Here is a 24,515-nt window from a genome sequence, read left to right as displayed (position 1 = left end):
ATAGGCATCACTACTGCTGAATTTGTCCCTGCCATCACTGAACAATGATCACTTCGACGCCGCTACGGTGTAATTCTTGTAGACATTCCGCTGGAATACCTTCATCCACAATGATGGTATGAATACGTTGTGTATCAATGATTTTATGCAGGCTGGAGCGATTGAATTTGCTGGAATCAGTCACCACGATAATCCGCTCAGCCACTTCGCACATCCGACGGTTAAGCCGGGCTTCGTCTTCATTGTGCGTACTCACACCGCGTTCTAAATCAATAGCATCAACACCAAGAAACAGCATGTCGAAGTGGTAATTTTGCAGAGACTGCTCGGCCTGATCGCCATAAAAAGACAGCGACTGACGACGCAGATGTCCACCGGTCATCAGCAGCTCGACACCTTCAGCTTCCAACAAGGCACTGGCGACATTCATCCCATTGGTCATCGCAATCACATCGGTATGCTGGCGCATCAGACGGGCAATTTCATAGGTCGTAGTGCCGGAATCCAGGATCACGCGATGCCCTGGTTTGATCATTTCAGCGGCAGCCTTGGCGATACTGCGTTTAACCGCCGTATTCAGCGAGCTCTTATCTTCAACAGAAGGCTCCACGCCCGGCGTATTGCTGTCACAGATCAGCGCCCCACCATAGGCACGAACGGCAATACCCTGCTTTTCCAGAAACGCCAGATCGTTGCGGATCGTCACCGTAGAGACGCCAAATAAAACAGAAAGATCGTTCACCTGCACGCTTCCTTGCTGTCGCAACCGCTGGATAATCTGCTCGCGCCGCTCGCTGGTACCTGTTACCCGCTTACTTGCAGAATCGGTATTGCTCATAAGAGATCCTTTAGTTAATTCTTTCGTTTCATTTCGTTTTGCCTATTAACGCCTTTCTTTTACCGGATTGCAAGCACTACAACCGGCTCAGATAGCGATAGAATCGCCGCTGAAACCTTTCATTATGTTTCTTTTGTGAAACAGATCGGAAAACAATAATCTTTCGTTTTATTTTTATGGCAACTTGGATCAGTATCAAATGAAACAAAACGAAAGATTGATGTCGCAGTAATCTGACCTGGAGAGGAAAGTGAAACATCTAACTAAAATGGTGGAGCAGCATAAACGGGGGAAAGCAAACGGGATTTATGCCGTTTGTTCCGCGCATCCATTGGTACTGGAATCAGCAATACGCTACGCCCATGCAAACCATACACCGTTGCTGATAGAAGCAACGTCCAATCAGGTTGACCAGTTTGGCGGCTATACCGGTATGACGCCAGCCGATTTTCGCAGTTTTGTCTGTCGCCTGGCAGAATCTTTTGACTTTCCTCAGGAAATGCTAATTCTGGGTGGGGACCATCTCGGACCAAACCGTTGGCAAAACCTACCCGCAGAGCAGGCAATGGCCAATGCTGACGACCTCATTAAAAGCTACGTGGCTGCAGGATTTAAAAAAATCCACCTGGATTGCAGCATGTCCTGCCAGGGCGATCCTGTTCCATTAACGGATGCCATCGTCGCTGAACGCGCGGCACGCCTGGCGAAGGTTGCCGAAGAAACCTGTAAGGCACATTTTGGCGAGTCCGATCTGGTTTACGTGATCGGCACGGAGGTTCCGGTTCCCGGCGGTGCCCACGAAACGTTAACGGAGCTGGAAGTTACTACACCTGACGCGGCACGTGCCACGCTGGAAGCTCATCATCATGCGTTTGAAAAACAGGGTCTGGACGCCATCTGGCCACGCATTATCGCGCTGGTGGTGCAACCCGGCGTTGAATTTGACCACACACATATTATTGATTATCAGCCGCAAAAAGCCGTTGCTTTAAGCAAGATGGTAGAAGCCTACGACACATTGGTCTTTGAAGCGCATTCCACCGATTATCAAACACCACAGTCACTGCGCCAGTTGGTCAAAGATCACTTTGCGATCCTGAAAGTTGGCCCAGCCCTGACCTTCGCCCTGCGTGAAGCGTTGTTCTCACTGGCCGCTATTGAAGAAGAATTACTGCCAGCAAAGGCCTGCTCAGGTCTACGCCATGTTCTGGAAAGCGTGATGCTCGATCGCCCGGAATATTGGCAGAGCCATTACCACGGAGATGGCAACGCACGTCGACTGGCACGAGGTTACAGTTACTCCGATCGGGTTCGTTACTATTGGCCAGACAGCCAGATTGATGACGCCTTCGACCGACTGGTACGCAACCTGGCAGACGAGCCAATTCCGCTGCCGCTCATCAGCCAATATTTACCGTTGCAGTACGTAAAAGTGCGCGAGGGAGATCTCAACGCCACACCACGAGAACTCATCATTAACCATATTCAGGACATACTGCAGCAATACCACCGTGCCTGCCAGGGCGCATCATCCCATAACGCATAAAAAGAAAGAGAAAAACACTATGCCAAACATTGTATTAAGTCGCATTGATGAACGTTTAATTCACGGTCAGGTCGGTGTGCAGTGGGTCGGATTTGCGGGGGCAAATCTGGTTCTGGTTGCCAATGATGAGGTCGCTGAAGATCAGGTTCAGCAAAACCTGATGGAAATGGTGCTCGCGGAAGGGATTGCCGTGCGCTTCTGGTCACTGCAAAAAGTGATCGACAATATCCACCGTGCTGCCGATCGTCAGAAAATTCTGCTGGTCTGCAGAACCCCCGCAGACTTCTTACGGCTGGTTGAAGGCGGCGTTCCGGTTAACCGCATCAACGTTGGCAATATGCACTACGCCAACGGCAAGCAGCAAATCGCCAAAACCGTTTCTGTAGACGCTACAGATATTACGGCATTTAACGGGCTGAAAGCCGCCGACGTGGAATGCTTCGTTCAGGGCGTACCAACCGAACCCGCCCAGGACCTCTTCAAACTTCTCTGAGGAATTCACAATGGAAATTAGTCTGTTGCAGGCTTTTGCGTTGGGTATTCTCGCCTTTATCGCAGGCCTGGATATGTTCAACGGGTTAACGCATATGCACCGCCCGGTGGTTCTTGGACCGCTGGTCGGGCTGATACTGGGCGATCTGCATACCGGTATTTTAACCGGTGGTACGCTGGAACTGGTGTGGATGGGCCTGGCCCCACTGGCGGGTGCTCAGCCACCAAACGTCATCATCGGGACCATTGTCGGAACAACATTTGCTATTACGACCGGCGTAAAACCAGAGGTTGCCGTTGGTGTGGCTGTGCCATTCGCCGTAGCGGTTCAAATGGGGATTACCTTCCTGTTCTCCGTGATGTCGGGTGTTATGGCTCGCTGCGATCGGATGGCAGCGAATGCCGATACAGCCGGAATTGAGCGGGTGAACTATCTGGCATTACTGGCATTGGGGACGTTCTACTTCTTATGCGCCTTCCTGCCGATTTACTTTGGCGCGGAACATGCCAAAACCGCCATTGATGTGCTACCCACACGCCTGATTGACGGCCTCGGCGTCGCCGGCGGCATCATGCCAGCAATCGGTTTTGCCGTACTGCTGAAAATCATGATGAAGAACGTCTATATCCCCTATTTTATTCTGGGTTTTGTTGCCGCTGCCTGGCTCAAGCTCCCGGTACTGGCTATCGCCGCCGCCGCACTGGCAATGGCGCTGATCGATTTTCTGCGTAAATCACCTGAACCTACAGCCCCGGTAGCACAAAAAGAGGAATTCGAAGATGGAATCTAACCAAACGGCTCTGCCGAACGTTTCCGATACCGAAGATACGCTGCTTACCGGCACCAATGAAAACATCTATGAAGATCAGAACATTGGGGCGGAGCTGACAAAAAAAGACATCAACCGCGTAGCCTGGCGTTCCATGCTGCTACAGGCATCTTTTAACTACGAACGTATGCAGGCATCAGGATGGCTGTACGGTCTGTTGCCCGCACTGAAAAAGATTCACACCAATAAACGCGATCTTGCGCGTTCAATGAAAGGCCATATGGGGTTCTTTAATACCCATCCGTTTCTGGTGACGTTTGTTATTGGCATCATCCTCGCGATGGAACGCTCCAAGCAGGACGTGAACAGTATTCAAAGTACCAAGATTGCCGTAGGCGCACCGCTCGGGGGCATCGGGGATGCGATGTTCTGGTTAACGCTGCTGCCCATTTGCGGAGGGATCGGAGCCAGCCTGGCGCTACAGGGGTCTATTCTTGGCGCAGTCGTGTTTATTGTTATGTTCAACGTTGTCCATCTTGGTTTGCGTTTTGGCCTGGCACACTACGCGTATCGGATGGGCGTCGCGGCCATCCCACTGATTAAGGCCAATACCAAGAAGGTTGGGCATGCGGCATCCATCGTTGGGATGACGGTGATTGGCGCCCTGGTTGCAACTTACGTTCGCCTTAACACCACGTTGGAAATTACCGCAGGTGATGCGGTGGTAAAACTGCAGACGGATGTTATTGACAAACTGATGCCGGCTTTCCTGCCACTGGTCTACACATTAACCATGTTCTGGTTGGTTCGTCGTGGCTGGAGTCCTCTGCGTCTTATCGCCATTACTGTGGTGCTCGGCGTAGTCGGCAAATTCTGTCATTTCCTGTAAATACAAGGGGCTGTAGATGTTAGGTATTATTTTGACGGGTCATGGCGGGTTTGCCAGCGGAATGGAAAAGGCGATGAAACAGATTCTGGGGGAACAGTCTCAGTTTATCGCCATCGACTTTCCAGAAACCTCAACCACCGCCTTGCTCACTTCGCAACTTGAACAAGCGGTGAGTGAACTGGACGCTAAGGAAAATATCATTTTTCTGACTGACCTGCTGGGTGGCACTCCGTTTCGTGTCGCGTCTACCCTGGCGATGCAAAAACAAGGAAGTGAAGTGATCACCGGTACCAATCTGCAGCTTCTGCTGGAGATGGTGCTGGAGCGTGAAGGCTTGAGCAGCGAAGAATTTCGTCTACAAGCACTGGAGTGCGGGCATCGCGGCCTGACCAGCCTGGTCGATGAGCTGGGACGGTGTCGCGAGGAACACCCCGTTGAGGAAGGGATATGACACAACTGCTGCGCGCCAGACGTCTGCTGACTGAACAGGGCTGGTTGGACGATCATCAATTACGTATAGAAGAAGGCACTATCACGACGATTGAGCCTATCCCCTCTGGCGTGATGGGGCGTGATGCCGACCTGCTGTGCCCTGCTTACATCGACACCCATGTCCACGGAGGGGGTGGCGTCGATGTTATGGATGAAGCGGCAGACTCACTCGACAAGCTGGCGATGCACAAAGCACGTGAAGGGGTAGCCAGCTGGCTGCCCACTACCGTCACCGCCCCATTGCAGGATATTCACGGGGCACTGCAACGAATTGCCCATCGCTATCATTCAGGTGGCCCCGGTGCGCAAGTGCTGGGCAGCTATCTGGAGGGACCGTATTTCACGCCACAGAATAAAGGCGCGCACCCGCCTGAGTTATTTCGGGAGCTGGAACTTAACGAGCTGGATGAGCTGATTGCAATTTCCCGGCAAACTTTGCGCGTGGTGGCGCTGGCACCAGAGAAACCAGGCTCATTGCAGGCTATTCGGCACCTCAGGCAACAGGATGTCAGGGTGATGCTGGGTCATAGTGCTGCAACCTGGGAACAAACCCGAGCCGCCTTTGACGCCGGTGCAAATGGGTTAGTGCACTGCTACAACGGCATGACAGGGCTGCATCATCGGGAACCCGGTATGGTCGGCGCGGGGTTAACCGATCCGCGCGCATGGCTGGAGCTTATTGCCGACGGACACCACGTCCACCCGGCAGCCATGACGCTGTGCTGCAATTGTGCAAAAGATCGGATAGTGCTAATCACCGATGCAATGCAGGCCGCCGGTATGCCCGATGGGCGCTATACGCTGTGTGGCGAAACGGTAGACATGCGCGGCGGTATCGTACGGACCGCTTCTGGCGGTCTGGCCGGCAGTACACTGTCCGTTGATGCGGCCGTTCGCAATATGGTCGAATTCACCGGAAGTACGCCAGAAGATGCTATCCATATGGCTTCACTGCATCCTGCTCGCTTGTTAGGTATTGATCACCAGCTAGGATCATTAAAAACGGGCAAGCGTGCCAGCATTATTGCCCTTGATAGCGCTCTGCATTTACAACAAATCTGGATCCAGGGCCGCACGTTCCCACTCTAGACCTTTCACTGTGTATGCTATTGGCCTTCGCTTAAACACCGCAAGGCCTTTCTTTTCCTTTCGAAGTAACAAACGCCATACGCTACGATTCCAAATTTAAATCTTATATATCAATAAGATAATAAAACCATACTCTTGCACGATCACAATTTTCGTTTTATTTCCTTTTATTCATTTGAACTTTCAATTTCTTTTCTATACATTTAATTCAACTGATTACATGTACAAGTGAAACGAAACGAAAGATAGCGACAAGTTTGCCAGCGTCTGATGTGGAATTCACACGACTAAGGACTGAGTTATGCCAGAAACCTACACCCCTGTTCGCGCGATAACGGGCACCTGGACAGAAGAAGAAATTCGCCAGCAGCCCGCCAGTTGGATCCGCTCACTCAGCAATATCGAAAAAATCCGATCCTCCATCGACAGTTTTCTCGCACCCTTGTTGCGTAAAAGCGATCTGCGGATCGTACTGACGGGAGCGGGAACCTCCGCGTTTATCGGTGACATTATTGCCCCATGGCTCGCCAGCCACACCGGAAAGAACATCAGCGCCATCCCGACAACCGATCTGGTCACCAATCCAATGGATTATTTGGCACCAGCGCATCCGCTGCTGTTGGTCTCTTTTGCACGGTCGGGTAACAGCCCGGAAAGTGTTGCAGCAGTTGAGCTGGCGAATCAGTTTGTCCCTGAATGCTATCACCTCTCAATCACCTGTAACGAAGCGGGCAGCCTGTACCAAAACGCGGCCGATAGCGATAACGCGTTTGCACTACTCATGCCTGCAGAAACGCACGATCGCGGTTTCGCGATGACCAGCAGTATCACCACTATGATGGCCAGTTGTCTGGCGGTATTTGTTCCAGAGAAAATCAACAGCCAGACATTCCGCGACGTGGCCGATCGCTGTCAGGCGATCCTGATGTCACTGGGCGATTTTAGCCACGGCGTGTTTGGTAACGAACCGTGGAAACGGATCGTTTACCTCGGCAGCGGTGGATTACAAGGTGCCGCACGTGAATCAGCGTTGAAAGTTTTGGAACTCACGGCGGGTAAACTGGCCGCATTCTATGACTCACCAACCGGTTTTCGCCATGGTCCTAAATCACTGGTCGATAACGAAACACTGGTCGTGGTGTTTGTCTCCAGCCATCCCTATACACGTCAGTACGATCTCGATCTGCTGGCAGAGTTACGTCGTGATCAACAGGCACTGCGCGTTGTGGCCATTGCCGCAGAGACCGATGCCATTATTGAAGCCGGTCCACATATTCTATTGCCACCTTTACGCACTTTTATCGATATGGAGCTCGCTTTCTGCTTCCTGATGTATGCCCAGGTGTTCGCACTGACGCAATCCATCAGTATCGGCAATACACCGGATACGCCTTCTGCCAGCGGTACAGTCAACCGCGTCGTTCAGGGCGTTGTTATTCATTCCTGGAACGGCTAAAAGGATCGCATCATGAGCATTATTTCTACGAAATACCTCCTGCAGGATGCCCAGGCAAAGGGCTATGCCGTACCTGCGTTTAACATCCACAATGCCGAAACGATCCAGGCTATCCTCGAAGTCTGTAATGAAATGCGATCGCCGGTGATCCTCGCCGGAACACCAGGCACCTTTAAGCATATTGCGTTAGAAGAGATCTACGCGCTATGCAACGCCTACTCCGCAACCTATGACATGCCTCTGGCACTGCATCTTGACCATCACGAATCGCTGGACGATATCCGTCGTAAGGTGAACGCTGGAGTGCGTAGCGCGATGATTGACGGCAGCCACTTCCCGTTCGAAGAAAACGTGAAGCTGGTGAAATCCGTTGTGGATTTTTGCCACGCCAAAGATTGCAGCGTTGAAGCTGAATTGGGTCGTCTGGGTGGCGTTGAAGATGACATGAGCGTGGATGCAGAAAGCGCTTTCCTGACAGATCCTCAGGAAGCAAAACGTTTTGTCGAACGTACTGGTGTAGACAGTCTCGCCGTCGCTATCGGCACCGCGCACGGTCTCTATACCAAAACCCCGAAAATTGATTTCCAGCGTCTGGCAGAAATTCGTGAAGTGGTCGATATCCCACTGGTATTGCATGGCGCAAGCGATGTACCTGATGAATATGTCCGCCGCACCATTGAGCTGGGGGTGTGTAAGGTCAACGTCGCCACCGAACTGAAAATCGCCTTTGCCGATGCGGTCAAAGCCTGGTTTGCAGAAAATCCACAGGGTAACGATCCCCGTTACTACATGCGTGTCGGTATGGATGCCATGAAAGAAGTGGTACGCAGTAAAATTAATGTCTGCGGATCGGCAAACAGATTAATGCCTGCCCGCGAATTATCATAACATTCATCTCTTTTTAGTGAATGATTCAAAAGCGCGGTCTGATTAACTTCAGATAGCGCTTGCATCAAATAAATCACAGCGTACAAACCCGCCAGAAACCTCCCTTCTTCGCACCAACGCGTTGCAGTTTGCCTTTCTGCTGCAACGCTTTCAGATAGCGTTCAATGGTTCGGGCTGAGATTTCACACTCATCGGCAAGGCTTTTGGCAGTTCGTGCAGGCTGACGCGACAAAATATGCAGTATGCGTTTTTCTATATCCAGTAAATCAGGCGACATTTCTTCCGACATTTCTTCCGACATGTCTTCCGACAGGGCTGATGATTTTCCCAACCCGTCTTGCAAAGCAGAGATAATATTTTCCAGAATAAATTCTATAAATGGCGTGCAACTACTTTGCCGATCGCACAGCCCTAACACTTGGTAATAACGCTCCTGCTGGAAGTGGATCAGCGTTTCCACCGGTAGCCACGCCAGTTCTGCTCGCCATTCACTCAGAATCAATGTCTGCCACAGCCGTCCCATCCGACCATTACCATCGGCAAAAGGATGAATAAACTCAAACTCATAATGGAAAATAGCCCCGGCTATCAGGGGATGGAGCTCGGTTGTTTTTAACCAGCCCAGTAGCTCATCTATCAAACGCGAAATTTGTGATGCCGGGGGGGCCATATGGATGAGCTTTTTTTCTCTGTAAACACCGACATTCCCGGAGCGCAACCGCCCGGGGTTATCGACCAGTCCCATCATAAGAATCTCATGGGCCCGGAGAAGATCGGATAACTGATGACTCTTCCATTCTGACATTTTTTCATATGCCAGAATCGCATTCCTGACTTCCTGTATATCTTTTGCCGGAGCCAGTATTCGCTTGCCATCCATCAGGGCAGTGACCTGATCTGCACTCAACGAATTATGCTCAATCGCTAAAGAGGCCTGAATAGTACGGATGCGGTTCTCTTTGCGCAAAAGAGGAGATGCCCTGCCAGCCACAACCGCCCAATATCCCATAAGCTCACCAATCTCAATGACCTGATTGAGTATCAATGGGGTGATGGCAAAGGGAGGTTGGTAGCCACTCACGCTTACTCTCCCTGCTGTTCCAGGGCGTACTTATACAGCGCATTCTTTTTCACGCCGTGGATTTCGGCAGCCAGTGCGGCGGCCTTTTTCAGCGGCAGTTCTGCCTGTAACAGCGCCAGCGTCCGCAAGGCATCGGCCGGGAGATCGTCGTCCTGCGCTTTATGGCCCTCAACAATCAGCACCATTTCGCCTTTACGGCGGTTTTCATCTTCTTTTACCCACGCCAGCAATTCGCCGACCGGGGCGCCGTGAATGGTTTCCCAGGTTTTAGTCAGCTCGCGCGCCAGCACCACATAACGCGACTCTCCCCATACGGCGACCATGTCTTCCAGGCTGTCGAGCAGACGGTGGGTGGACTCATAAAAAATCAGTGTACGAGGTTCCGCTTCAATGGCCTTCATTGCATCGCGACGGCCTTTGGATTTGGCGGGCAAAAAGCCTTCGTAGCAAAAACGGTCTGATGGCAGGCCTGCAGCACTTAATGCGGCGATGGCCGCGCAAGGACCCGGTAGCGGCACAACTCGAATACCCGCCTCACGACAGGTACGCACCAGGTGATAGCCAGGATCGTTAATCAGCGGCGTTCCGGCATCGGAAACCAGCGCGATGTTCTGGCCCTCCTTGAGCTTCGCCACCAGCATTTGGGCTTTTTGTTGCTCATTGTGATCGTGTAACGCAAACATACGGGCGCTAATCGCGAAGTGTTGTAATAATAATCCGGTATGACGGGTGTCTTCAGCGGCAATTAAATCAACGGCTTGTAAAACTTCGAGCGCTCGTTGGGTAATATCAGCCAAATTTCCGATAGGAGTAGGTACAATAAAGAGTTGGCCTTGAGAATTATCCGCCGATTCGTGTTGTTTCATTGTGTCGTCCGTATTGCCGATTTAATATTGAGCATTGCGTAAAAAATATCACTGGATACAGTATGGTACCCTCAACATTTTCTCGTATGAAAGCCGCGCGCGCTCTGCCAGTCATTCTGGCAGCATTGATTTTCGCCGGTTGTGGCACCCAGGCGCCAGACCAGAGTGCAGCCCATATGCAGGGCACAGCACAAGCTGATTCCGGCTTTTATCTGCAACAGATGCAGCAAAGCTCAGATGATAGCAAGACCAACTGGCAATTACTCGCCATTCGTGCACTGCTGAAAGAAGGTAAGAGCCAGCAGGCTGTCGATCTGTTCAACCAATTGCCGCAGAACCTGAACGATGCCCAGCGTCGTGAACAATCCCTGCTGGCCGTTGAGATCAAACTTGCGCAGAAAGATGTCGCGGGCGCGCAGGCCCTGCTGGAGAAGCTAAAACCAGCCGATTTCGATCAGAACCAACAGGCGCGTTACTGGCAGGCACAAATTGATGCCAGCCAGGGGCGTCCATCGTTAACGCTGCTGCGTGCGCTAATCGCTCAAGAGCCGCTGTTGGCCGCCAACGATAAGCAGAAAAACATCGATGCGACCTGGCAGACACTCTCGTCAATGACACCAGAGCAGGCGCAGGCGCTGGTCATCAACGCTGATGAAAATGTTCTGCAAGGCTGGCTGGATCTCCAGCGCGTCTGGTTTGATAACCGTAGCGATGCCGACATGATGAAGGCCGGCATTGCCGACTGGCAAAAACGCTATCCGCAAAACCCGGGGGCAAAATTACTGCCCACGCAGTTGGTTAACGTCCAGAGCTATAAGCCAGCGTCCACCAGCAAGATAGCCCTACTACTGCCGCTGAACGGTCAGGCCGCTGTTTTTGGTCGCACTATTCAGCAGGGTTTTGAAGCAGCGAAAAACAATGGCACGCAACCAGTATCAACCCCTGTCGCCGCAGCCCCTGCAGCCGTCACGGACGCCACCACGCCCGTTGCACAACCGCAGTCCGTCGACGGCGTGGCCAGCCCTTCCCAGGCCTCGGTGAGCGATCTGACCAACGATGCGCCAGCACAGCCAGCCACACCGGTTAGCGCGCCGCAAACAGCACCAACTCAGCCAACGACGGCCAGCGCCCCGGCGAATCCTTCCGCAGAGCTGAAAATTTATGACACCTCGTCACAGCCGCTGAATCAGATCCTGGCCCAGGTGCAGCAGGATGGTGCCAGCATTGTTGTCGGCCCTCTGTTGAAGAACAATGTTGAAGAACTGATGAAGAGCAGCACACCGCTGAACGTACTGGCGCTTAATCAGCCTGAAGCCGTGCAGAACCTGGCGAATGTGTGCTACTTCGCGCTGTCACCGGAAGATGAAGCGCGCGATGCCGCACGTCACATCCGCGATCAGGGAAAACAAACCCCGCTGCTGTTAACGCCGCGTAGCGCGTTAGGCGATCGCGTGGCCAACGCCTTTGCACAGGAATGGCAAAAACTTGGCGGCGGCGTGGTGTTGCAACAGAAATTCGGCTCTACAGCAGAACTGAGAATGGGCGTCAACGGTGGTGCAGGGATTGCCCTGACGGGCAGCCCGGTCGTCTCCTCTGCGCCAGCACAGCCTGGCGTCACGATTGGTGGACTCACCATCCCGGCTCCGCCGACCGATGCGCAAATCACCGGTGGCAGCGGTCGTGTTGACGCCGTGTATATTCTGGCCACGCCGGAAGAGATCGCCTTTATTAAGCCGATGATCGCCATGCGTAACGGCAGCCAGAGCGGTGCCACGCTGTATGCCAGCTCCCGTAGCGCGCAGGGTACTGCCGGTCCTGACTTCCGCCTGGAAATGGAAGGCTTGCAGTACAGTGAAATTCCGATGCTGGCCGGCGGCAACGAACCGCTCATGCAGCAGGCGCTTAGTGCCGTGCGCAACGATTACTCGCTGGCACGCATGTACGCCATGGGGGTCGATGCGTGGTCGCTGGCTAACCACTTCACGCAAATGCGTCAGGTGCAGGGCTTTGAAATTAACGGCAACACTGGCGCATTAACCGCCACGCCGGATTGTGTGATTAACAGGAAGTTATCATGGCTCAAATACCAGCAAGGACAGGTCGTCCCCGCCAGTTAACGAGTAAACAGACCGGTGACGCGTGGGAAGCCACCGCGCGTTGCTGGCTGGAGGGCAAAGGACTGCGTTTTATCGCCGCCAACGTGCGCGAACGCGGCGGCGAAATCGACCTGATAATGCGTGAAGGCAAGACCACCGTCTTTGTTGAAGTCCGTTTTCGTCGTTCCGCTCTTTTTGGCGGGGCGGCGGCGAGTGTGACCCGCAGCAAACAACAGAAATTATTACACACCGCCCGCTTGTGGCTTGCGCGCCACAATGGGAGTTTTGATACTGTGGATTGTCGGTTCGATGTGTTAGCCTTCACCGGAAATGATGTTGAGTGGTTAAAGGATGCCTTTAATGACCACTCATAATTGAAGATTTAAGGATTAGCGTGTTAGACAGAATTAAAGTCTGCTTTACAGAAAGCATTCAAACTCAGATTGCTGCGGCTGAAGCGCTCCCGGATGCGATTTCCCGTGCAGCCATGACGCTGGTTCAATCCCTGCTCAATGGCAACAAAATTCTCTGTTGTGGTAATGGGACATCCGCTGCCAACGCACAGCATTTTGCTGCCAGTATGATCAACCGTTTTGAAACAGAACGGCCCAGTTTACCTGCTATTGCACTAAATACTGATAATGTGGTCTTAACTGCGATTGCCAACGATCGCCTGCACGACGAAGTTTATGCAAAACAAGTCCGTGCGCTGGGACATGCAGGTGATGTTCTGTTGGCAATTTCTACGCGTGGCAACAGTCGCGATATCGTTAAAGCCGTTGAAGCTGCCGTCACCCGCGACATGACGATCGTCGCTCTGACCGGTTATGACGGGGGAGAGCTGGCCGGATTATTAGGGCCGCAGGATGTCGAAATCCGCATTCCCTCACACCACAGCGCACGCATTCAGGAAATGCATATGCTGACGGTGAACTGCCTTTGCGATCTTATCGATAACACGCTTTTCCCTCACCAGGATGATTAAGGAGTACACATGAAGGCATTTTCGCCGCTCGCAGTGGTTCTTTCTGCGCTGCTGTTGCAAGGCTGTGTCGCTGCCGCCGTTGTCGGAACGGCAGCTGTCGGAACGAAAGCCGCAACTGACCCTCGCAGCGTCGGCACCCAGGTAGATGATGGAACCCTGGAATTACGCGTCAGTACCGCGTTATCAAAAGATGCCCAGATCAAGAAAGAAGCGCGCATCAACGTCAGCGCCTATCAGGGTAAAGTGCTACTGGTGGGGCAGTCTCCTAACAGCGAGTTGTCTGCGCGTGCAAAACAGATTGCGGTGGGCGTAGAAGGGACGACGGAAGTGTTTAACGAGGTCCGTCAGGGTCAGCCAATCGGTCTGGGTGAAGCCTCCAACGATACCTGGATCACCACCAAAGTGCGCTCCCAGTTGCTCACCAGCGATCAGGTAAAATCATCCAACGTTAAAGTGACCACCGAGAACGGGGAAGTCTTCCTGTTGGGTCTGGTTACCGACCGTGAAGCGAAGGCTGCGGCGGATATCGCCAGCCGGGTCAGCGGCGTGAAACGCGTCACGACCGCGTTTACATTTATTAAGTAATACTGCTACAGATGCCGGATGGCGACGCCCGGGCGTCTTATCCGGCCTACAGGACTTCATCGTTTGTAGGCCGAATAAGCGTCAGCGCCATCCGGCATTTTATTTAGCCCTTTCGCGCAGCTCGGACGAGGTCAGGATCGAAACCCCTTCATGTCCTGGCGCAAGTGCCTCCACCAGCATTGCCCGTGCGACATCACGTGCCTCAATAGATTTCCAGTTCCCCGGTAGCAACTTGAATAATGGCGCAAAGAGCTTTTCATTCGCTCGCTGTTGTTCCCTGTCACCCAGCAACATCGAAGGCCGTACAATCGTCAGCCGGGGCCATTTCTGCGCAATCAGCGCCTCCTCCATCTCACCTTTAACCCGATTGTAGAAAAATGGCGAGTGCGCATTGGCCCCCATCGAACTCACTACCAGCATATGCTGAGCCCCCAGACGACGCCCCGTCAGGGCGGTATCTACCACCAGCGTATAATCAGCGTGGATAAAGGCCTCTTTACTGCCCGCTTCACGTCGGGTGGTTCCCAGACAGCAAAAAACGATGTCGACTGGATCGGTGACCTGTGCCAGCGCATCGGTCAACTGCGGATCGTGAGGGTTAAAGACGCCAACCGTATCGGCGAGCGGGCGGCGCGTTGGAGCCGTAATCGCATGGACCCGGGGCTCGTTCAGTAGCATCCGCAATAAATGTCCGCCCACCAGACCCGTGGCTCCGGTTATTAACACCTGGCTCATCGCTTATCCTTTCCCTTCAATCATTCCTCTAACTATAGATCACGTAGCCAGAGCAGCTTTTTACCAAAGCCCAGCGTGTTGTCAGTGAACTTGATTTCATCAAGACGAATCTCCCACACGGGTGCAGACAGCATTCTGGCGACGGGGAAGCGACGATTATACGCTTTACGCGCGTCGTCGCTCTCCTGCCCCTCCAGACGCCTGATTTCGCCTTTAAACTGGACGCCACGGATCAGCGCGACCGTTTTGGGTTGACCGTTTACCGTCCCGGCAACGGACGCGCATGGGCCGGACATCTGGGCATGGCGAGTTTTATCTTCGGTGAGCACATAGAAGGCAACCTTCTGCGCATCAAACAGATAAAACGCATTGGCGCACCACAGTTCACCGTCATGATGCACACACCAGGTCACGACGTGCTGCTTTGCCAGCCAGCGCGTCACCGCAGTCAGTGTTTCCATTTCTGTTCTCTTTTATACTATAGGCCTGAAAATTATCACGTCGATGGTGACAATGACACCCTGGTATCTGTACCTGATCCGTACCGCAGACAACGCCCTGTACACCGGTATAACCACCGATGTGCAGCGCCGCTATAAGCAACATCAAAGCGGAAAAGGCGCGAAAGCCTTGCGTGGGAAGCGAGAGTTAACTCTGGCATTTGCCGCGCAGGTCGGCGATCGTTCGCTGGCCCTGCGTCTGGAATATCGAGTCAAACAGCTCACAAAGCGTCAGAAAGAACGCCTTGTAGAAGGTGAAGGGCTTGAGGCATTGCTGAATAGCCTACAAGCCCCGGTGCTTAAAAGCGATTGAAGTGGTCGTGGTATTCCACCAGACCAGACACGCCCTCCAGCGCATCTTCTGCCAGGCGATGCACCTGGAACGCGCTTTCGGTTCCCGGCCAGCGGCAGTGTAGATCGTGGTGGGCTGCCAGCTCAAAGCCAAAGCGACTGTACAGTGCCGGATCGCCCAGCGTGACCACCGCGGCGTACCCAAACTCGTTCAGTGAATCCAGTCCCTCATAGACCAGCTGACGTGCCAGGCCCTGCCCACGGTAGTTTTCATCTACCGCTAGCGGAGCCATACCGACCCATTGCAGATCTTCACCTTGCACATCAACAGGACTGAACGCGACGTAGCCGACCACCTGACCTTCGTCGTCGGTGGCAACCAGGCCCAGCGTCAGAAAACCGTCTTCACGCAGGTCGTGCACTAACTTCGCTTCCGCATCGCTTTCAAAGGAACGACGCAGCAGCGCATCAATACCTGGGGCATCAATGGGAATTTCAACTCGAATCAGCATGGTTCACCTACCGAGGTCTGTTTGGTTTCTGGCGAATGTTTCATACCCGCCTCAACAAAGTCCGCCAGTTGCAGCAGCATAACGCGTAATGCTTTCGGCATCTGCTCCAGTTCAATGGCGTCCATCAGATTTTTCACATGTAGCCCTAATTCTGTATCGCCTTCAATCACCAGGCGACGCTGGAAGAAAAGCGTATCCGGATCCTGCTTACGCGCCGCAATCATCAATAAATCGCTGGCGTCTGCGCTAAAACTCACATCAGCGTCTGCGTTCTGACTGACGATAAGTTTGTCGTTCTCAACAGAGGTATACCATCTGAGGCCAATATCACGAACATTTATGCTCAACCAGCGACCGTCGAGAAACTCCAGTTCCCCGTCGGCCAGCGCCTGGCGAAATTGCCAGCTCAGAACCTGTTCCAGTACCTGGCGCTTGAGCGTAAAGGGCGTCAGTTTAACCGGTACACTCATCAGAGAAGGACCAAAATGTACTAAGCGTGAACGCAGTTTATCCAACACGAGCTTTACTCCCTGTTTCTATAGTCCGGCTATTTTGCCATATCAAATAAACGACATAGCGGCATAAATCAACAATTCGATACGAAATTGTTACCTCTTTATTGGTGATACCAATACGACTTTAACTGCCTCAAATCAAAAATTGTCTCAGCAAGGTTAACTAAAATCCCTCTTCGTTAACATTTTTGCGCCCAGGCGGCGTAACTTTCAGGATAAATTATGGAGCTGCTGTGCCCTGCCGGAAATCTCCCGGCGCTTAAGGCGGCCATCGAGAACGGCGCTGATGCTGTGTACATCGGGCTAAAAGATGATACCAACGCCCGTCATTTCGCCGGCCTTAATTTTACCGAGAAAAAATTGCAGGAAGCGGTGAGTTTCGTCCATCAACATCGCCGTAAGCTGCACATCGCGATTAACACCTTTGCCCACCCGGATGGGTACGCTCGCTGGCAGCGTGCCGTGGATATGGCGGCACAACTGGGCGCGGATGCACTGATCCTCGCCGATCTCGCCATGCTTGAGTATGCCGCAGAACGCTACCCGCATATTGAGCGCCATGTCTCTGTTCAGGCATCGGCAACCAATGAAGAAGCGGTAAATTTCTATCACCGTAACTTTGACGTCGCGCGTGTGGTGCTGCCGCGCGTGCTGTCGATTCATCAGGTGAAACAACTCGCGCGCGTAACACCGGTTCCTTTGGAAGTGTTTGCCTTCGGCAGCCTGTGCATTATGGCGGAAGGCCGCTGCTATCTTTCGTCTTATCTGACGGGCGAATCCCCCAATACCGTCGGCGCGTGTTCCCCTGCCCGCTTTGTACGCTGGCAGCAGACCGCGCAGGGGCTGGAATCTCGCCTGAACGAAGTGCTGATTGACCGTTACCAGGATGGTGAAAACGCCGGATATCCCACGCTGTGTAAAGGGCGTTATTTGGTGGATGGCGAGCGCTATCATGCGCTGGAGGAGCCCACCAGCCTCAATACCTTAGAACTGCTACCTGACCTGCTGGCCGCCAATATTGCCTCGGTGAAAATCGAGGGGCGTCAGCGTAGCCCGGCCTATGTCAGCCAGGTGGCGAAAGTGTGGCGTCAGGCGATCGACCGCTGCAAAGCAGATCCGCAAAACTTCGTTCCGCAAAGCGCCTGGATGGAAACGCTCGGCTCTATGTCCGAAGGCACGCAGACCACACTTGGCGCGTATCACCGTAAATGGCAGTGAGAAAAGCAATGAAATATTCCTTAGGACCGGTGCTCTACTACTGGTCGAAAGAGACGCTGGAAGACTTTTATCAGCAGGCAGCCACCAGCCATGCCGACGTTATCTATCTTGGCGAAGCAGTGTGCAGCAAGCGCCGGGCGACCAAAGTGGGTGACTGGATCGACATGGCGAAGTCCCTCGCCGGGAGCGGTAAGCAGGTGGTCCTGTCCACGCTGGCACTGGTGCAGGCGTCATCTGAGTTGGGTGAGTTGAAACGCTATGTAGAAAACGGTGACTTCCTGCTGGAAGCCAGCGATCTCGGCGTGGTCAATATGTGCGCCGAACGTAAGCTGCCGTTCGTGGCCGGGCACGCACTCAACTGCTACAACGCCGTAACGCTGCGTATTCTGCTCAAGCAGGGCATGGTGCGCTGGTGTATGCCGGTTGAGCTGTCACGTGATTGGCTGGTGAACCTGCTTAACCAGTGTGACGAACTGGGTATTCGCGACCAGTTTGAAACCGAAGTACTGAGCTACGGGCATTTGCCGCTGGCCTACTCTGCCCGCTGCTTCACCGCACGCTCCGAAGATAAGCCTAAAGACGAGTGCGAAACCTGCTGCATCAAGTATCCCAACGGGCGTGATGTCCTGTCGCAGGAGAATCAGCAAGTGTTTGTCCTCAACGGTATTCAGACCATGAGCGGCTACGTCTACAACCTCGGTAATGAGCTGGCGTCCATGCAGGGGCTGGTTGATATTGTGCGCCTGTCCCCGTTGGGAACCGAGACATTCGCCATGCTGGATGCCTTCCGTGCCAACGAGAATGGTGGTGCCCCGTTACCGCTTGCCACCCACAGTGACTGCAACGGCTACTGGAAACGACTGGCAGGCCTGGAACTGCAGATGTGATTAATAGCTCACTTTGTTAACAACAATCGCTAGTCTTTAATGCAATATTAAAAGATTAACCGGTAACAAAGTGAGCCGTTATGACTGACAAAACCATTCCGTTCTCGGTGCTCGATCTGGCGCCGATCCCTGAAGGATCCAACGCAAAGCAGGCCTTCTCGCACTCTCGTGATCTCGCCCAACTGGCGGAAAAGCGCGGCTACCATCGCTACTGGCTGGCTGAACATCACAATATGACCGGCATCGCCAGTGCGGCAACCTCGGTGCTCATCGGTTATCTGGCGGCCAATACCACAACCCTGCATCTGGGTTCTGGCGGCGTGATGTTACCCAACCATTCCCCGCTAGTGATTGCCGAACAGTTCGGCACGCTGAATACGCTGTATCCGGGACGTATTGACCTCGGTCTGGGTCGAGCGCCGGGCAGCGATCAACCAACCATGCGCGCGCTGCGCCGCCATATGAGTGGTGATATCGATAACTTTCCCCGCGACGTAACAGAACTGGTGGACTGGTTTGACGCACGTGACCCGAATCCCCACGTGCGTCCGGTTCCCGGCTACGGAGAGCAAATCCCGGTCTGGCTGTTAGGCTCCAGTCTGTATAGCGCACAGCTGGCCGCTCAGCTTGGCCTGCCGTTTGCCTTCGCCTCCCACTTCGCCCCGAATATGCTGCACCAGGCGCTGCATCTTTATCGCACTCAGTTCAAACCCTCCACGCGTCTGGCAACACCGTATGCGATGGTGTGCATCAACATCATCGCTGCCGACAGCAATCGCGACGCTGAGTTTCTCTTCACCTCTATGCAGCAGGCGTTTATGAAACTGCGTCGGGGTGAAACCGGACAACTCCCACCGCCGGTGGAGAATATGCATCAGCTGTGGTCCGCATCCGAGCAATATGGCGTACAGCAGGCATTAAGCATGTCGCTGGTGGGGGACAAAGCGAAAGTGCGTCACGGGCTGGAGTCAATCCTACGTGAAACCCAGGCCGATGAGATTATGGTTAACGGGCAGATTTTTGACCATCAGGCACGCCTGCATTCGTTTGAGTTGGCGATGCAGGTGAAAGAGGAGTTGGTTGGGTAGGTTTGGGTTGCCCGGTGGCGCTACGCTTACCGGGCCTACGGGTTCGAGTAGGCCGGATAAGGCGTAGCCGCCATCCGGCACGCTACTTACTGATACACCGGCAACAAATTAACGCTCGACAGGATATGGATAACCGCGTTGCCGACACCGAACACCAGAATCAGCGCAATCATCGGCTTGCCGCCCCAGACGCGGAATTTCGGGCTACCAAACCGCTTGCGGGATTTACGTGCCAGCAGCGCCGGCACAATGGCCGCCCAAATAGTGGCTGCGAGCCCTGCATAGCCAATGGCGTACAGGAAGCCGTTCGGCCACAGCAGGCCACCGACAATCGGTGGGACAAAGGTCAGTAAAGCGGTTTTCAAACGCCCCATTGCTGAGTCATCAAAACCAAACAGATCCGCCAGATAGTCGAACAGGCCCAGCGTCACGCCAAGGAACGAACTCGCCACGGCAAAGTTGGAGAACACCACCAGCAGCAGGTCCAGACTGCGGCTGTTCAGCACCCCACTCAGCGCCTGTACCAGTACATCAATGTTACCGCCCTGCTTAGCAATGCCAATGAATTCTGGGCGTGGAATATTGCCCATCGTCCCCAGCAACCATACGGTGTATAGCACCAGCGCCAGCAACGTGCCGTACACCAGGCACTTCACGATGGTCTTCGGATCTTTACCGTAATACTTCATCAGACTCGGTACGTTACCGTGATAACCAAAGGATGCCAGACAGAACGGTAGCGTCATCAGCAGATACGGTGTGTACGACGCATTGCTTTCCGCGACGTTAAACAGCGTGGTTGGGGATACATGTCCCATCAGGCTGCCGAAGGTCAGGAAGAAGGTGATCACCTTCGCACCCAGCACGATGGCCGTCATGCGGCTCACCGCTTTGGTACTCAACCACACCACAAACGCCACCAGTAGCGCGAAGCCAAACCCTGCCGCTCGCGCCGGGACGTTCAGCGACATCTCGGCAAAGGTATGGTGCAGAATCGAGCCGCTCGCCGAGATATACGCATAGGTCAGGATATACAGTACGAACGCAATCGAGATGCCGTTGACAACGTTCCAGCCTTTGCCTAGCAGATCTTTGGTGATGGTATCGAAGCTCGAACCAATACGATAATTGAGGTTAGCCTCGAGGATCATCAGCCCGGAATGCAGCATGCAGAACCAGGTAAAGATCAGTGCCGCCATTGACCAGAAGAACCACGCCCCGGACATGACCACGGGCAGAGAAAACATCCCCGCGCCAATAATGGTGCCGCCGATAATCACCACGCCGCCAAGCAGCGATGGTGACGTTTGGGTGGTGGTTAGTGTTGCCATTTAGCCTGATCTCCAGTGTATTTACCCGTCATACTTCAAGCTGTAGATGCCTTGGCTGCACTCCGCCATCCCAGTCACTTACTTGAGCAAGCTCCTGGAATGTCCTCGTTTGCCGCCTTCCTACAACTCGAATTATTTAGGGTTAAAATTAGCTAATACAGTTCAATGCGCTGCACTGTACCAGTACATGAGTACAAAAGAAATAAAAAAAGCCCCGACCGTTAAGATCGGGGCTGTATATTTTACTTTACAGCTATGAAGCCAAGAGGCTTATGCGTCACCGCCGAAACGACGACGACCTGCGGAGTCATCACGACGCGGAGCGGAAGCATCGTCACGACGTGGAGCACGGCTGCCTTCACGACGTTCGCCACTGAAACGACGACCATCACCACGGCCACCTTCACGACGCTCAGTGCTGTTACCACGGTTTTCGCCACGACCACCTTCACGACGTTCGCCGCTGAAACGACCACCGCCGCCGCCACGACGCTCACCACCAGTGTGCGGTACTGCATCGCCAACCAGCTGCATGTTCATCGGCTTGTTCAGGATGCGAGTACGGGTAAAGTGCTGCAGCACGTCGCCCGGCATACCTTTCGGCAGTTCGATGGTGGAGTGCGTACCGAACAGCTTGATGTTACCGATGTAACGGCTGCTGATGTCACCTTCGTTAGCGATCGCGCCAACGATATGACGTACTTCAACACCGTCATCACGACCCACTTCAATGCGGTACAGCTGCATATCGCCAACGTCACGACGTTCACGACGCGGACGGTCTTCACCACCGCGTTCCGGACGGTCACCACGCGGGCCACGATCGTTACGATCATTACGATCGCCACGTGGAGCACGTTCATCACGGTCGCGGAATTCGCGCTTAGGACGCATCGGTGCATCTGGTGGCACGATCAGCGGACGTTCACCCTGTGCCATTTTCAGCAGTGCTGCGGCCAGCGTTTCGATATCCAGCTCTTCTTCCGGCTGCATTTTCGCCAGCAGAGCACGGTACTGATCCAGATCGCTGCTTTCCAGCTGCTGCTGTACTTTCGCGGCGAATTTTTCCAGACGGCGTTTGCCCAGCAGATCTGCGTTCGGCAGTTCAACTTCCGGAATGGTCAGCTTCATGGTGCGTTCGATGTTACGCAGCAGACGACGCTCACGGTTCTCAACGAACAGCAGCGCACGGCCAGCACGACCCGCACGACCGGTACGGCCGATACGGTGAACGTAAGACTCGGAGTCCATCGGGATGTCATAGTTAACAACCAGGCTGATACGCTCAACGTCCAGGCCACGGGCCGCAACGTCGGTTGCAATCAAAATATCCAGACGGCCGTCTTTCAGACGTTCCAGAGTCTGCTCACGCAGGGACTGGTTCATGTCGCCGTTCAGTGCAGCGCTGCTATAGCCGCTACGCTCCAGCGCTTCTGCCACTTCCAGGGTCGCATTTTTGGTACGAACGAAGATAATCGCCGCATCAAAATCTTCTGCTTCCAGGAAACGCACCAGCGCTTCATTTTTACGCATGCCCCAGACAGTCCAGTAGCTCTGGCTGATGTCAGGACGCGTGGTGACGCTGGACTGAATGCGTACTTCCTGCGGCTCTTTCATAAAGCGGCGGGTAATACGGCGAATCGCTTCCGGCATGGTTGCAGAGAACAGAGCGGTCTGATGACCTTCCGGGATCTGCGCCATAATCGTTTCAACGTCTTCGATGAAGCCCATACGCAGCATTTCATCGGCTTCGTCCAGCACTAAACCGCTCAGTTTAGAGAGGTTCAGGGTACCGCGCTTCAGGTGATCCAGCAGACGACCCGGCGTACCGACGACGATCTGCGGGCCCTGACGCAGGGCACGTAACTGCACGTCATAACGCTGGCCGCCGTAAAGGGCTACCACGTTCACGCCGTGCATATGTTTAGAGAAATCCGTCATGGCTTCTGCAACCTGAACCGCCAGTTCGCGGGTCGGTGCCAGCACCAGAATCTGAGGTGCCTTCAGCTCAGGATCAAGATTGTTGAGCAGCGGTAAGGAGAACGCTGCAGTTTTGCCGCTACCGGTCTGGGCCATACCCAGAACATCGCGACCGCCCAGCAGATGCGGAATGCACTCTGCCTGGATTGGAGATGGTTTTTCGTAACCCAGATCGGTAAGGGCTTCAAGGATAGGAGCCTTCAGGCCCAGATCTGCAAAAGTGGTTTCGAATTCAGCCATGTAGTACGTGTGCCTCAAAATTAATGGCGGCCAGTCTACATAACTCATCATGAAATTGATCTGCAATTTTCATTGAAAAGTGTGAACCGGCTCAAAGTAGGTGTATTAACGAACAACAACGCCCTCACCGGTGAAGGTGATGGCAATCAAAAAAGATTACGGGCTGATGTGTACGTCAGCTATTGCTGGTCCGATTCTGCCAGGTCATCTTGGTCCTGGCCCAGGAGCGATAATTCCAACAATGCGTATCGGTGCTCAACAAAGTTATGAACGTTGTTAGCCACCGCCAGTTTGAACAATGCCGTAGCGTTGTCCAAATCCCCCAGACTTAGGTAGTACTTACCTAAATAGAAGTTGGTTTCACTGAGATGCTCAGCGAGCGAGGTGTTATCCGTTGCGTCCGCCTTCAGGCGCTCCATCAGCGTTGCTTCGCTAATGTTGCCCAGGTAGAACTCGACAATGTTCCATCCCCATTGCTCTTTATCCGATTTCTCGAAGCGTTGTATTAACGCTTCTTTAGCCTGCTTCTCATCGAGCTTCTGCTCGGCGAGATACAGCCACAGACTGCGGAATGGATCATTGGGATCGTCTTGATAAAACGCTAGCAGATCATCTTGCGCTAACTTGTCGCGACCGCCGTAATACAATGCGATACCGCGATTTAAGTGCGCGTAGTTGTAAGTTGGATCAAGCTCAAGTACAGAATCAAACGCTTCATAGGCAGCATCAAAATTGCCTGCCTGCGTTAAATATATACCTAAGTAATTGAATACTTCAGGCATATCTGGTCGGATTGCCAACGCTTGTGAAAAATCATTTCGCGCTAGTGCCCTCAGACCGAGACTATCATACAACACTCCGCGCTCATATAAAAGCTGTGCGCGTTCGTCATCGGTTAAAGCCCGACTGGCAAGAATTTGTTCCATACGTGCCAGAATCACTTCCTGCTGTAAAGTCGGTTGCAGTGGTACTGCGAGGACTTCACTCTTACGCCAGGCGGAATTACTGCATCCAGCCAGCGTGAGTGCTGTCGCAACGAAACACCAGCGCAAAAAAGGCTTCATTTCCCACTCCCGAAGACAACGATTGAATGAACGTCCTGTTCCCCGGTTGCTAACAAGGCTTCCTGCCGGGTTAAAGGCCCC

At 53.5% G+C, this 24,515-nt stretch carries 27 protein-coding genes; 16 read left to right on the top strand and 11 right to left on the bottom strand.

Annotated features, from left to right (window positions below; translation table 11 throughout):
- Positions 1-34: 34 nt before the first annotated feature.
- Positions 35-838: a DeoR family transcriptional regulator gene (locus AC3ITF_RS02785; protein WP_115257418.1), complete on the bottom strand. Its 804-nt coding sequence runs from the start codon at positions 836-838 to the stop codon at positions 35-37.
- A gap of 268 nt (positions 839-1,106) precedes the next feature.
- On the opposite strand from AC3ITF_RS02785, the gene kbaZ reads away from it, so the two are divergent.
- The 8 genes from kbaZ (at position 1,107) to kbaY (ending at position 8,460) form a co-directional block, all read left to right on the top strand.
- A complete protein-coding gene (kbaZ, locus tag AC3ITF_RS02780; RefSeq protein ID WP_242461260.1) occupies positions 1,107-2,384 on the top strand; it encodes a tagatose-bisphosphate aldolase subunit KbaZ in 1,278 nt (425 codons plus the stop codon).
- Between the two features lie 19 nt (positions 2,385-2,403).
- Positions 2,404-2,877: a PTS N-acetylgalactosamine transporter subunit IIB gene (gene agaV, locus AC3ITF_RS02775; RefSeq protein WP_137400193.1), complete on the top strand. Its 474-nt coding sequence runs from the start codon at positions 2,404-2,406 to the stop codon at positions 2,875-2,877.
- A 10-nt stretch (positions 2,878-2,887) separates the two neighbouring features.
- The gene (gene agaW, locus AC3ITF_RS02770) at positions 2,888-3,667 is read left to right on the top strand and encodes a PTS N-acetylgalactosamine transporter subunit IIC (RefSeq protein WP_115257415.1); all 780 of its coding nucleotides are present in this window, start codon (positions 2,888-2,890) and stop codon (positions 3,665-3,667) included.
- Entirely contained in the window at positions 3,657-4,535 is an 879-nt protein-coding gene (gene agaE, locus AC3ITF_RS02765; protein WP_115257414.1) for a PTS N-acetylgalactosamine transporter subunit IID, read from the top strand. The genes agaW and agaE overlap by 11 nt, the downstream gene beginning before the upstream one ends.
- Positions 4,536-4,551: 16 nt before the next feature.
- Complete coding sequence (agaF, locus tag AC3ITF_RS02760) at positions 4,552-4,986, top strand: PTS galactosamine/N-acetylgalactosamine transporter subunit IIA (RefSeq protein WP_115257413.1); 435 nt, start codon at positions 4,552-4,554, stop codon at positions 4,984-4,986.
- The gene (gene nagA / locus AC3ITF_RS02755; protein WP_115257412.1) at positions 4,983-6,116 is read left to right on the top strand and encodes an N-acetylglucosamine-6-phosphate deacetylase; all 1,134 of its coding nucleotides are present in this window, start codon (positions 4,983-4,985) and stop codon (positions 6,114-6,116) included. Before agaF ends, nagA begins: the two co-directional genes overlap by 4 nt.
- 301 nt (positions 6,117-6,417) lie before the next feature.
- On the top strand, positions 6,418-7,572 hold the full coding sequence (locus tag AC3ITF_RS02750; RefSeq protein ID WP_489176110.1) for an AgaS family sugar isomerase: 1,155 nt from the start codon (positions 6,418-6,420) through the stop codon (positions 7,570-7,572).
- Between the two features lie 12 nt (positions 7,573-7,584).
- Positions 7,585-8,460 (top strand): tagatose-bisphosphate aldolase subunit KbaY, encoded by an 876-nt coding sequence (gene kbaY, locus AC3ITF_RS02745; RefSeq protein WP_117342724.1) that lies wholly within the window; start codon positions 7,585-7,587, stop codon positions 8,458-8,460.
- Between the two features lie 73 nt (positions 8,461-8,533).
- Here the strand turns inward: kbaY and AC3ITF_RS02740 are convergent, their stop codons facing one another.
- Together AC3ITF_RS02740 and rsmI are read right to left on the bottom strand one after the other, a co-directional pair.
- Positions 8,534-9,541: a Fic family protein gene (locus AC3ITF_RS02740; protein WP_489176109.1), complete on the bottom strand. Its 1,008-nt coding sequence runs from the start codon at positions 9,539-9,541 to the stop codon at positions 8,534-8,536.
- Between the two features lie 2 nt (positions 9,542-9,543).
- The gene (gene rsmI / locus AC3ITF_RS02735; RefSeq protein ID WP_115257408.1) at positions 9,544-10,407 is read right to left on the bottom strand and encodes a 16S rRNA (cytidine(1402)-2'-O)-methyltransferase; all 864 of its coding nucleotides are present in this window, start codon (positions 10,405-10,407) and stop codon (positions 9,544-9,546) included.
- A gap of 62 nt (positions 10,408-10,469) precedes the next feature.
- Here rsmI and AC3ITF_RS02730 point away from each other — a divergent pair, with 62 nt between their 5' ends.
- The 4 genes from AC3ITF_RS02730 to dolP are packed head-to-tail and all read left to right on the top strand — an operon-like array spanning position 10,470 to position 14,073.
- A complete protein-coding gene (locus AC3ITF_RS02730) occupies positions 10,470-12,524 on the top strand; it encodes a penicillin-binding protein activator (protein WP_153880037.1) in 2,055 nt (684 codons plus the stop codon).
- Entirely contained in the window at positions 12,482-12,877 is a 396-nt protein-coding gene (locus AC3ITF_RS02725; RefSeq protein WP_096755549.1) for a YraN family protein, read from the top strand. Before AC3ITF_RS02730 ends, AC3ITF_RS02725 begins: the two co-directional genes overlap by 43 nt.
- A 20-nt stretch (positions 12,878-12,897) precedes the next feature.
- Positions 12,898-13,488 carry a DnaA initiator-associating protein DiaA gene (diaA, locus tag AC3ITF_RS02720; RefSeq protein ID WP_048213380.1) on the top strand — a complete coding sequence of 197 codons (591 nt, stop codon included), beginning with the start codon at positions 12,898-12,900 and terminating at the stop codon, positions 13,486-13,488.
- Positions 13,489-13,497: 9 nt separating this feature from the next.
- Positions 13,498-14,073, top strand: a complete 576-nt coding sequence (gene dolP / locus AC3ITF_RS02715) for a division/outer membrane stress-associated lipid-binding lipoprotein (RefSeq protein WP_489176108.1) — start codon at positions 13,498-13,500, stop codon at positions 14,071-14,073.
- Between the two features lie 99 nt (positions 14,074-14,172).
- Here the strand turns inward: dolP and AC3ITF_RS02710 are convergent, their stop codons facing one another.
- Together AC3ITF_RS02710 and AC3ITF_RS02705 are read right to left on the bottom strand one after the other, a co-directional pair.
- A complete protein-coding gene (locus tag AC3ITF_RS02710) occupies positions 14,173-14,808 on the bottom strand; it encodes an NAD(P)H-binding protein (protein WP_137400195.1) in 636 nt (211 codons plus the stop codon).
- 32 nt (positions 14,809-14,840) lie between these two features.
- Positions 14,841-15,269 carry a YhbP family protein gene (locus tag AC3ITF_RS02705; protein WP_115257404.1) on the bottom strand — a complete coding sequence of 143 codons (429 nt, stop codon included), beginning with the start codon at positions 15,267-15,269 and terminating at the stop codon, positions 14,841-14,843.
- A 43-nt stretch (positions 15,270-15,312) separates the two neighbouring features.
- On the opposite strand from AC3ITF_RS02705, the gene AC3ITF_RS02700 reads away from it, so the two are divergent.
- Positions 15,313-15,621, top strand: coding sequence for a GIY-YIG nuclease family protein (locus AC3ITF_RS02700; protein WP_489176107.1), 309 nt, complete (start codon positions 15,313-15,315; stop codon positions 15,619-15,621).
- Here AC3ITF_RS02700 and AC3ITF_RS02695 read toward each other — a convergent pair.
- Both AC3ITF_RS02695 and ubiT read right to left on the bottom strand, forming a co-directional pair.
- Complete coding sequence (locus AC3ITF_RS02695) at positions 15,608-16,111, bottom strand: GNAT family N-acetyltransferase (protein WP_096755544.1); 504 nt, start codon at positions 16,109-16,111, stop codon at positions 15,608-15,610. The genes AC3ITF_RS02700 and AC3ITF_RS02695 overlap by 14 nt on opposite strands.
- The gene (gene ubiT, locus AC3ITF_RS02690; protein WP_115257401.1) at positions 16,105-16,629 is read right to left on the bottom strand and encodes a ubiquinone anaerobic biosynthesis accessory factor UbiT; all 525 of its coding nucleotides are present in this window, start codon (positions 16,627-16,629) and stop codon (positions 16,105-16,107) included. Before ubiT ends, AC3ITF_RS02695 begins: the two co-directional genes overlap by 7 nt.
- A gap of 219 nt (positions 16,630-16,848) precedes the next feature.
- Between ubiT and ubiU the strand changes: the two genes are divergently transcribed.
- The 3 genes from ubiU to AC3ITF_RS02675 all read left to right on the top strand — a co-directional run bounded on the left by ubiU (position 16,849) and on the right by AC3ITF_RS02675 (position 19,819).
- Positions 16,849-17,844, top strand: a complete 996-nt coding sequence (gene ubiU, locus AC3ITF_RS02685) for a ubiquinone anaerobic biosynthesis protein UbiU (protein WP_096755542.1) — start codon at positions 16,849-16,851, stop codon at positions 17,842-17,844.
- Positions 17,845-17,852: 8 nt separating this feature from the next.
- Positions 17,853-18,731, top strand: coding sequence for a U32 family peptidase (locus AC3ITF_RS02680; protein ID WP_137400196.1), 879 nt, complete (start codon positions 17,853-17,855; stop codon positions 18,729-18,731).
- Positions 18,732-18,811: 80 nt separating this feature from the next.
- A complete protein-coding gene (locus AC3ITF_RS02675; protein ID WP_489176106.1) occupies positions 18,812-19,819 on the top strand; it encodes a luciferase-like monooxygenase in 1,008 nt (335 codons plus the stop codon).
- A gap of 86 nt (positions 19,820-19,905) precedes the next feature.
- Here AC3ITF_RS02675 and mtr read toward each other — a convergent pair whose 3' ends face one another.
- From mtr to nlpI, 4 genes are all read right to left on the bottom strand, one after another.
- The gene (gene mtr, locus AC3ITF_RS02670; protein ID WP_096755539.1) at positions 19,906-21,150 is read right to left on the bottom strand and encodes a tryptophan permease; all 1,245 of its coding nucleotides are present in this window, start codon (positions 21,148-21,150) and stop codon (positions 19,906-19,908) included.
- Positions 21,151-21,420: 270 nt separating this feature from the next.
- Entirely contained in the window at positions 21,421-23,370 is a 1,950-nt protein-coding gene (locus tag AC3ITF_RS02665) for a DEAD/DEAH family ATP-dependent RNA helicase (RefSeq protein WP_135911337.1), read from the bottom strand.
- Entirely contained in the window at positions 23,363-23,443 is an 81-nt protein-coding gene (gene yrbN, locus AC3ITF_RS02660) for a protein YrbN (protein WP_010723222.1), read from the bottom strand. Before yrbN ends, AC3ITF_RS02665 begins: the two co-directional genes overlap by 8 nt.
- 106 nt (positions 23,444-23,549) lie before the next feature.
- Positions 23,550-24,434: a lipoprotein NlpI gene (gene nlpI, locus AC3ITF_RS02655; RefSeq protein WP_096755537.1), complete on the bottom strand. Its 885-nt coding sequence runs from the start codon at positions 24,432-24,434 to the stop codon at positions 23,550-23,552.
- Positions 24,435-24,515 lie beyond the last annotated feature (81 nt).

The organism is Citrobacter sp. KH_055_1, assembly GCF_057838705.1.
Note: the sequence above shows the minus strand (reverse complement) of the source record. Positions and strands in the feature narration are given on the sequence as shown.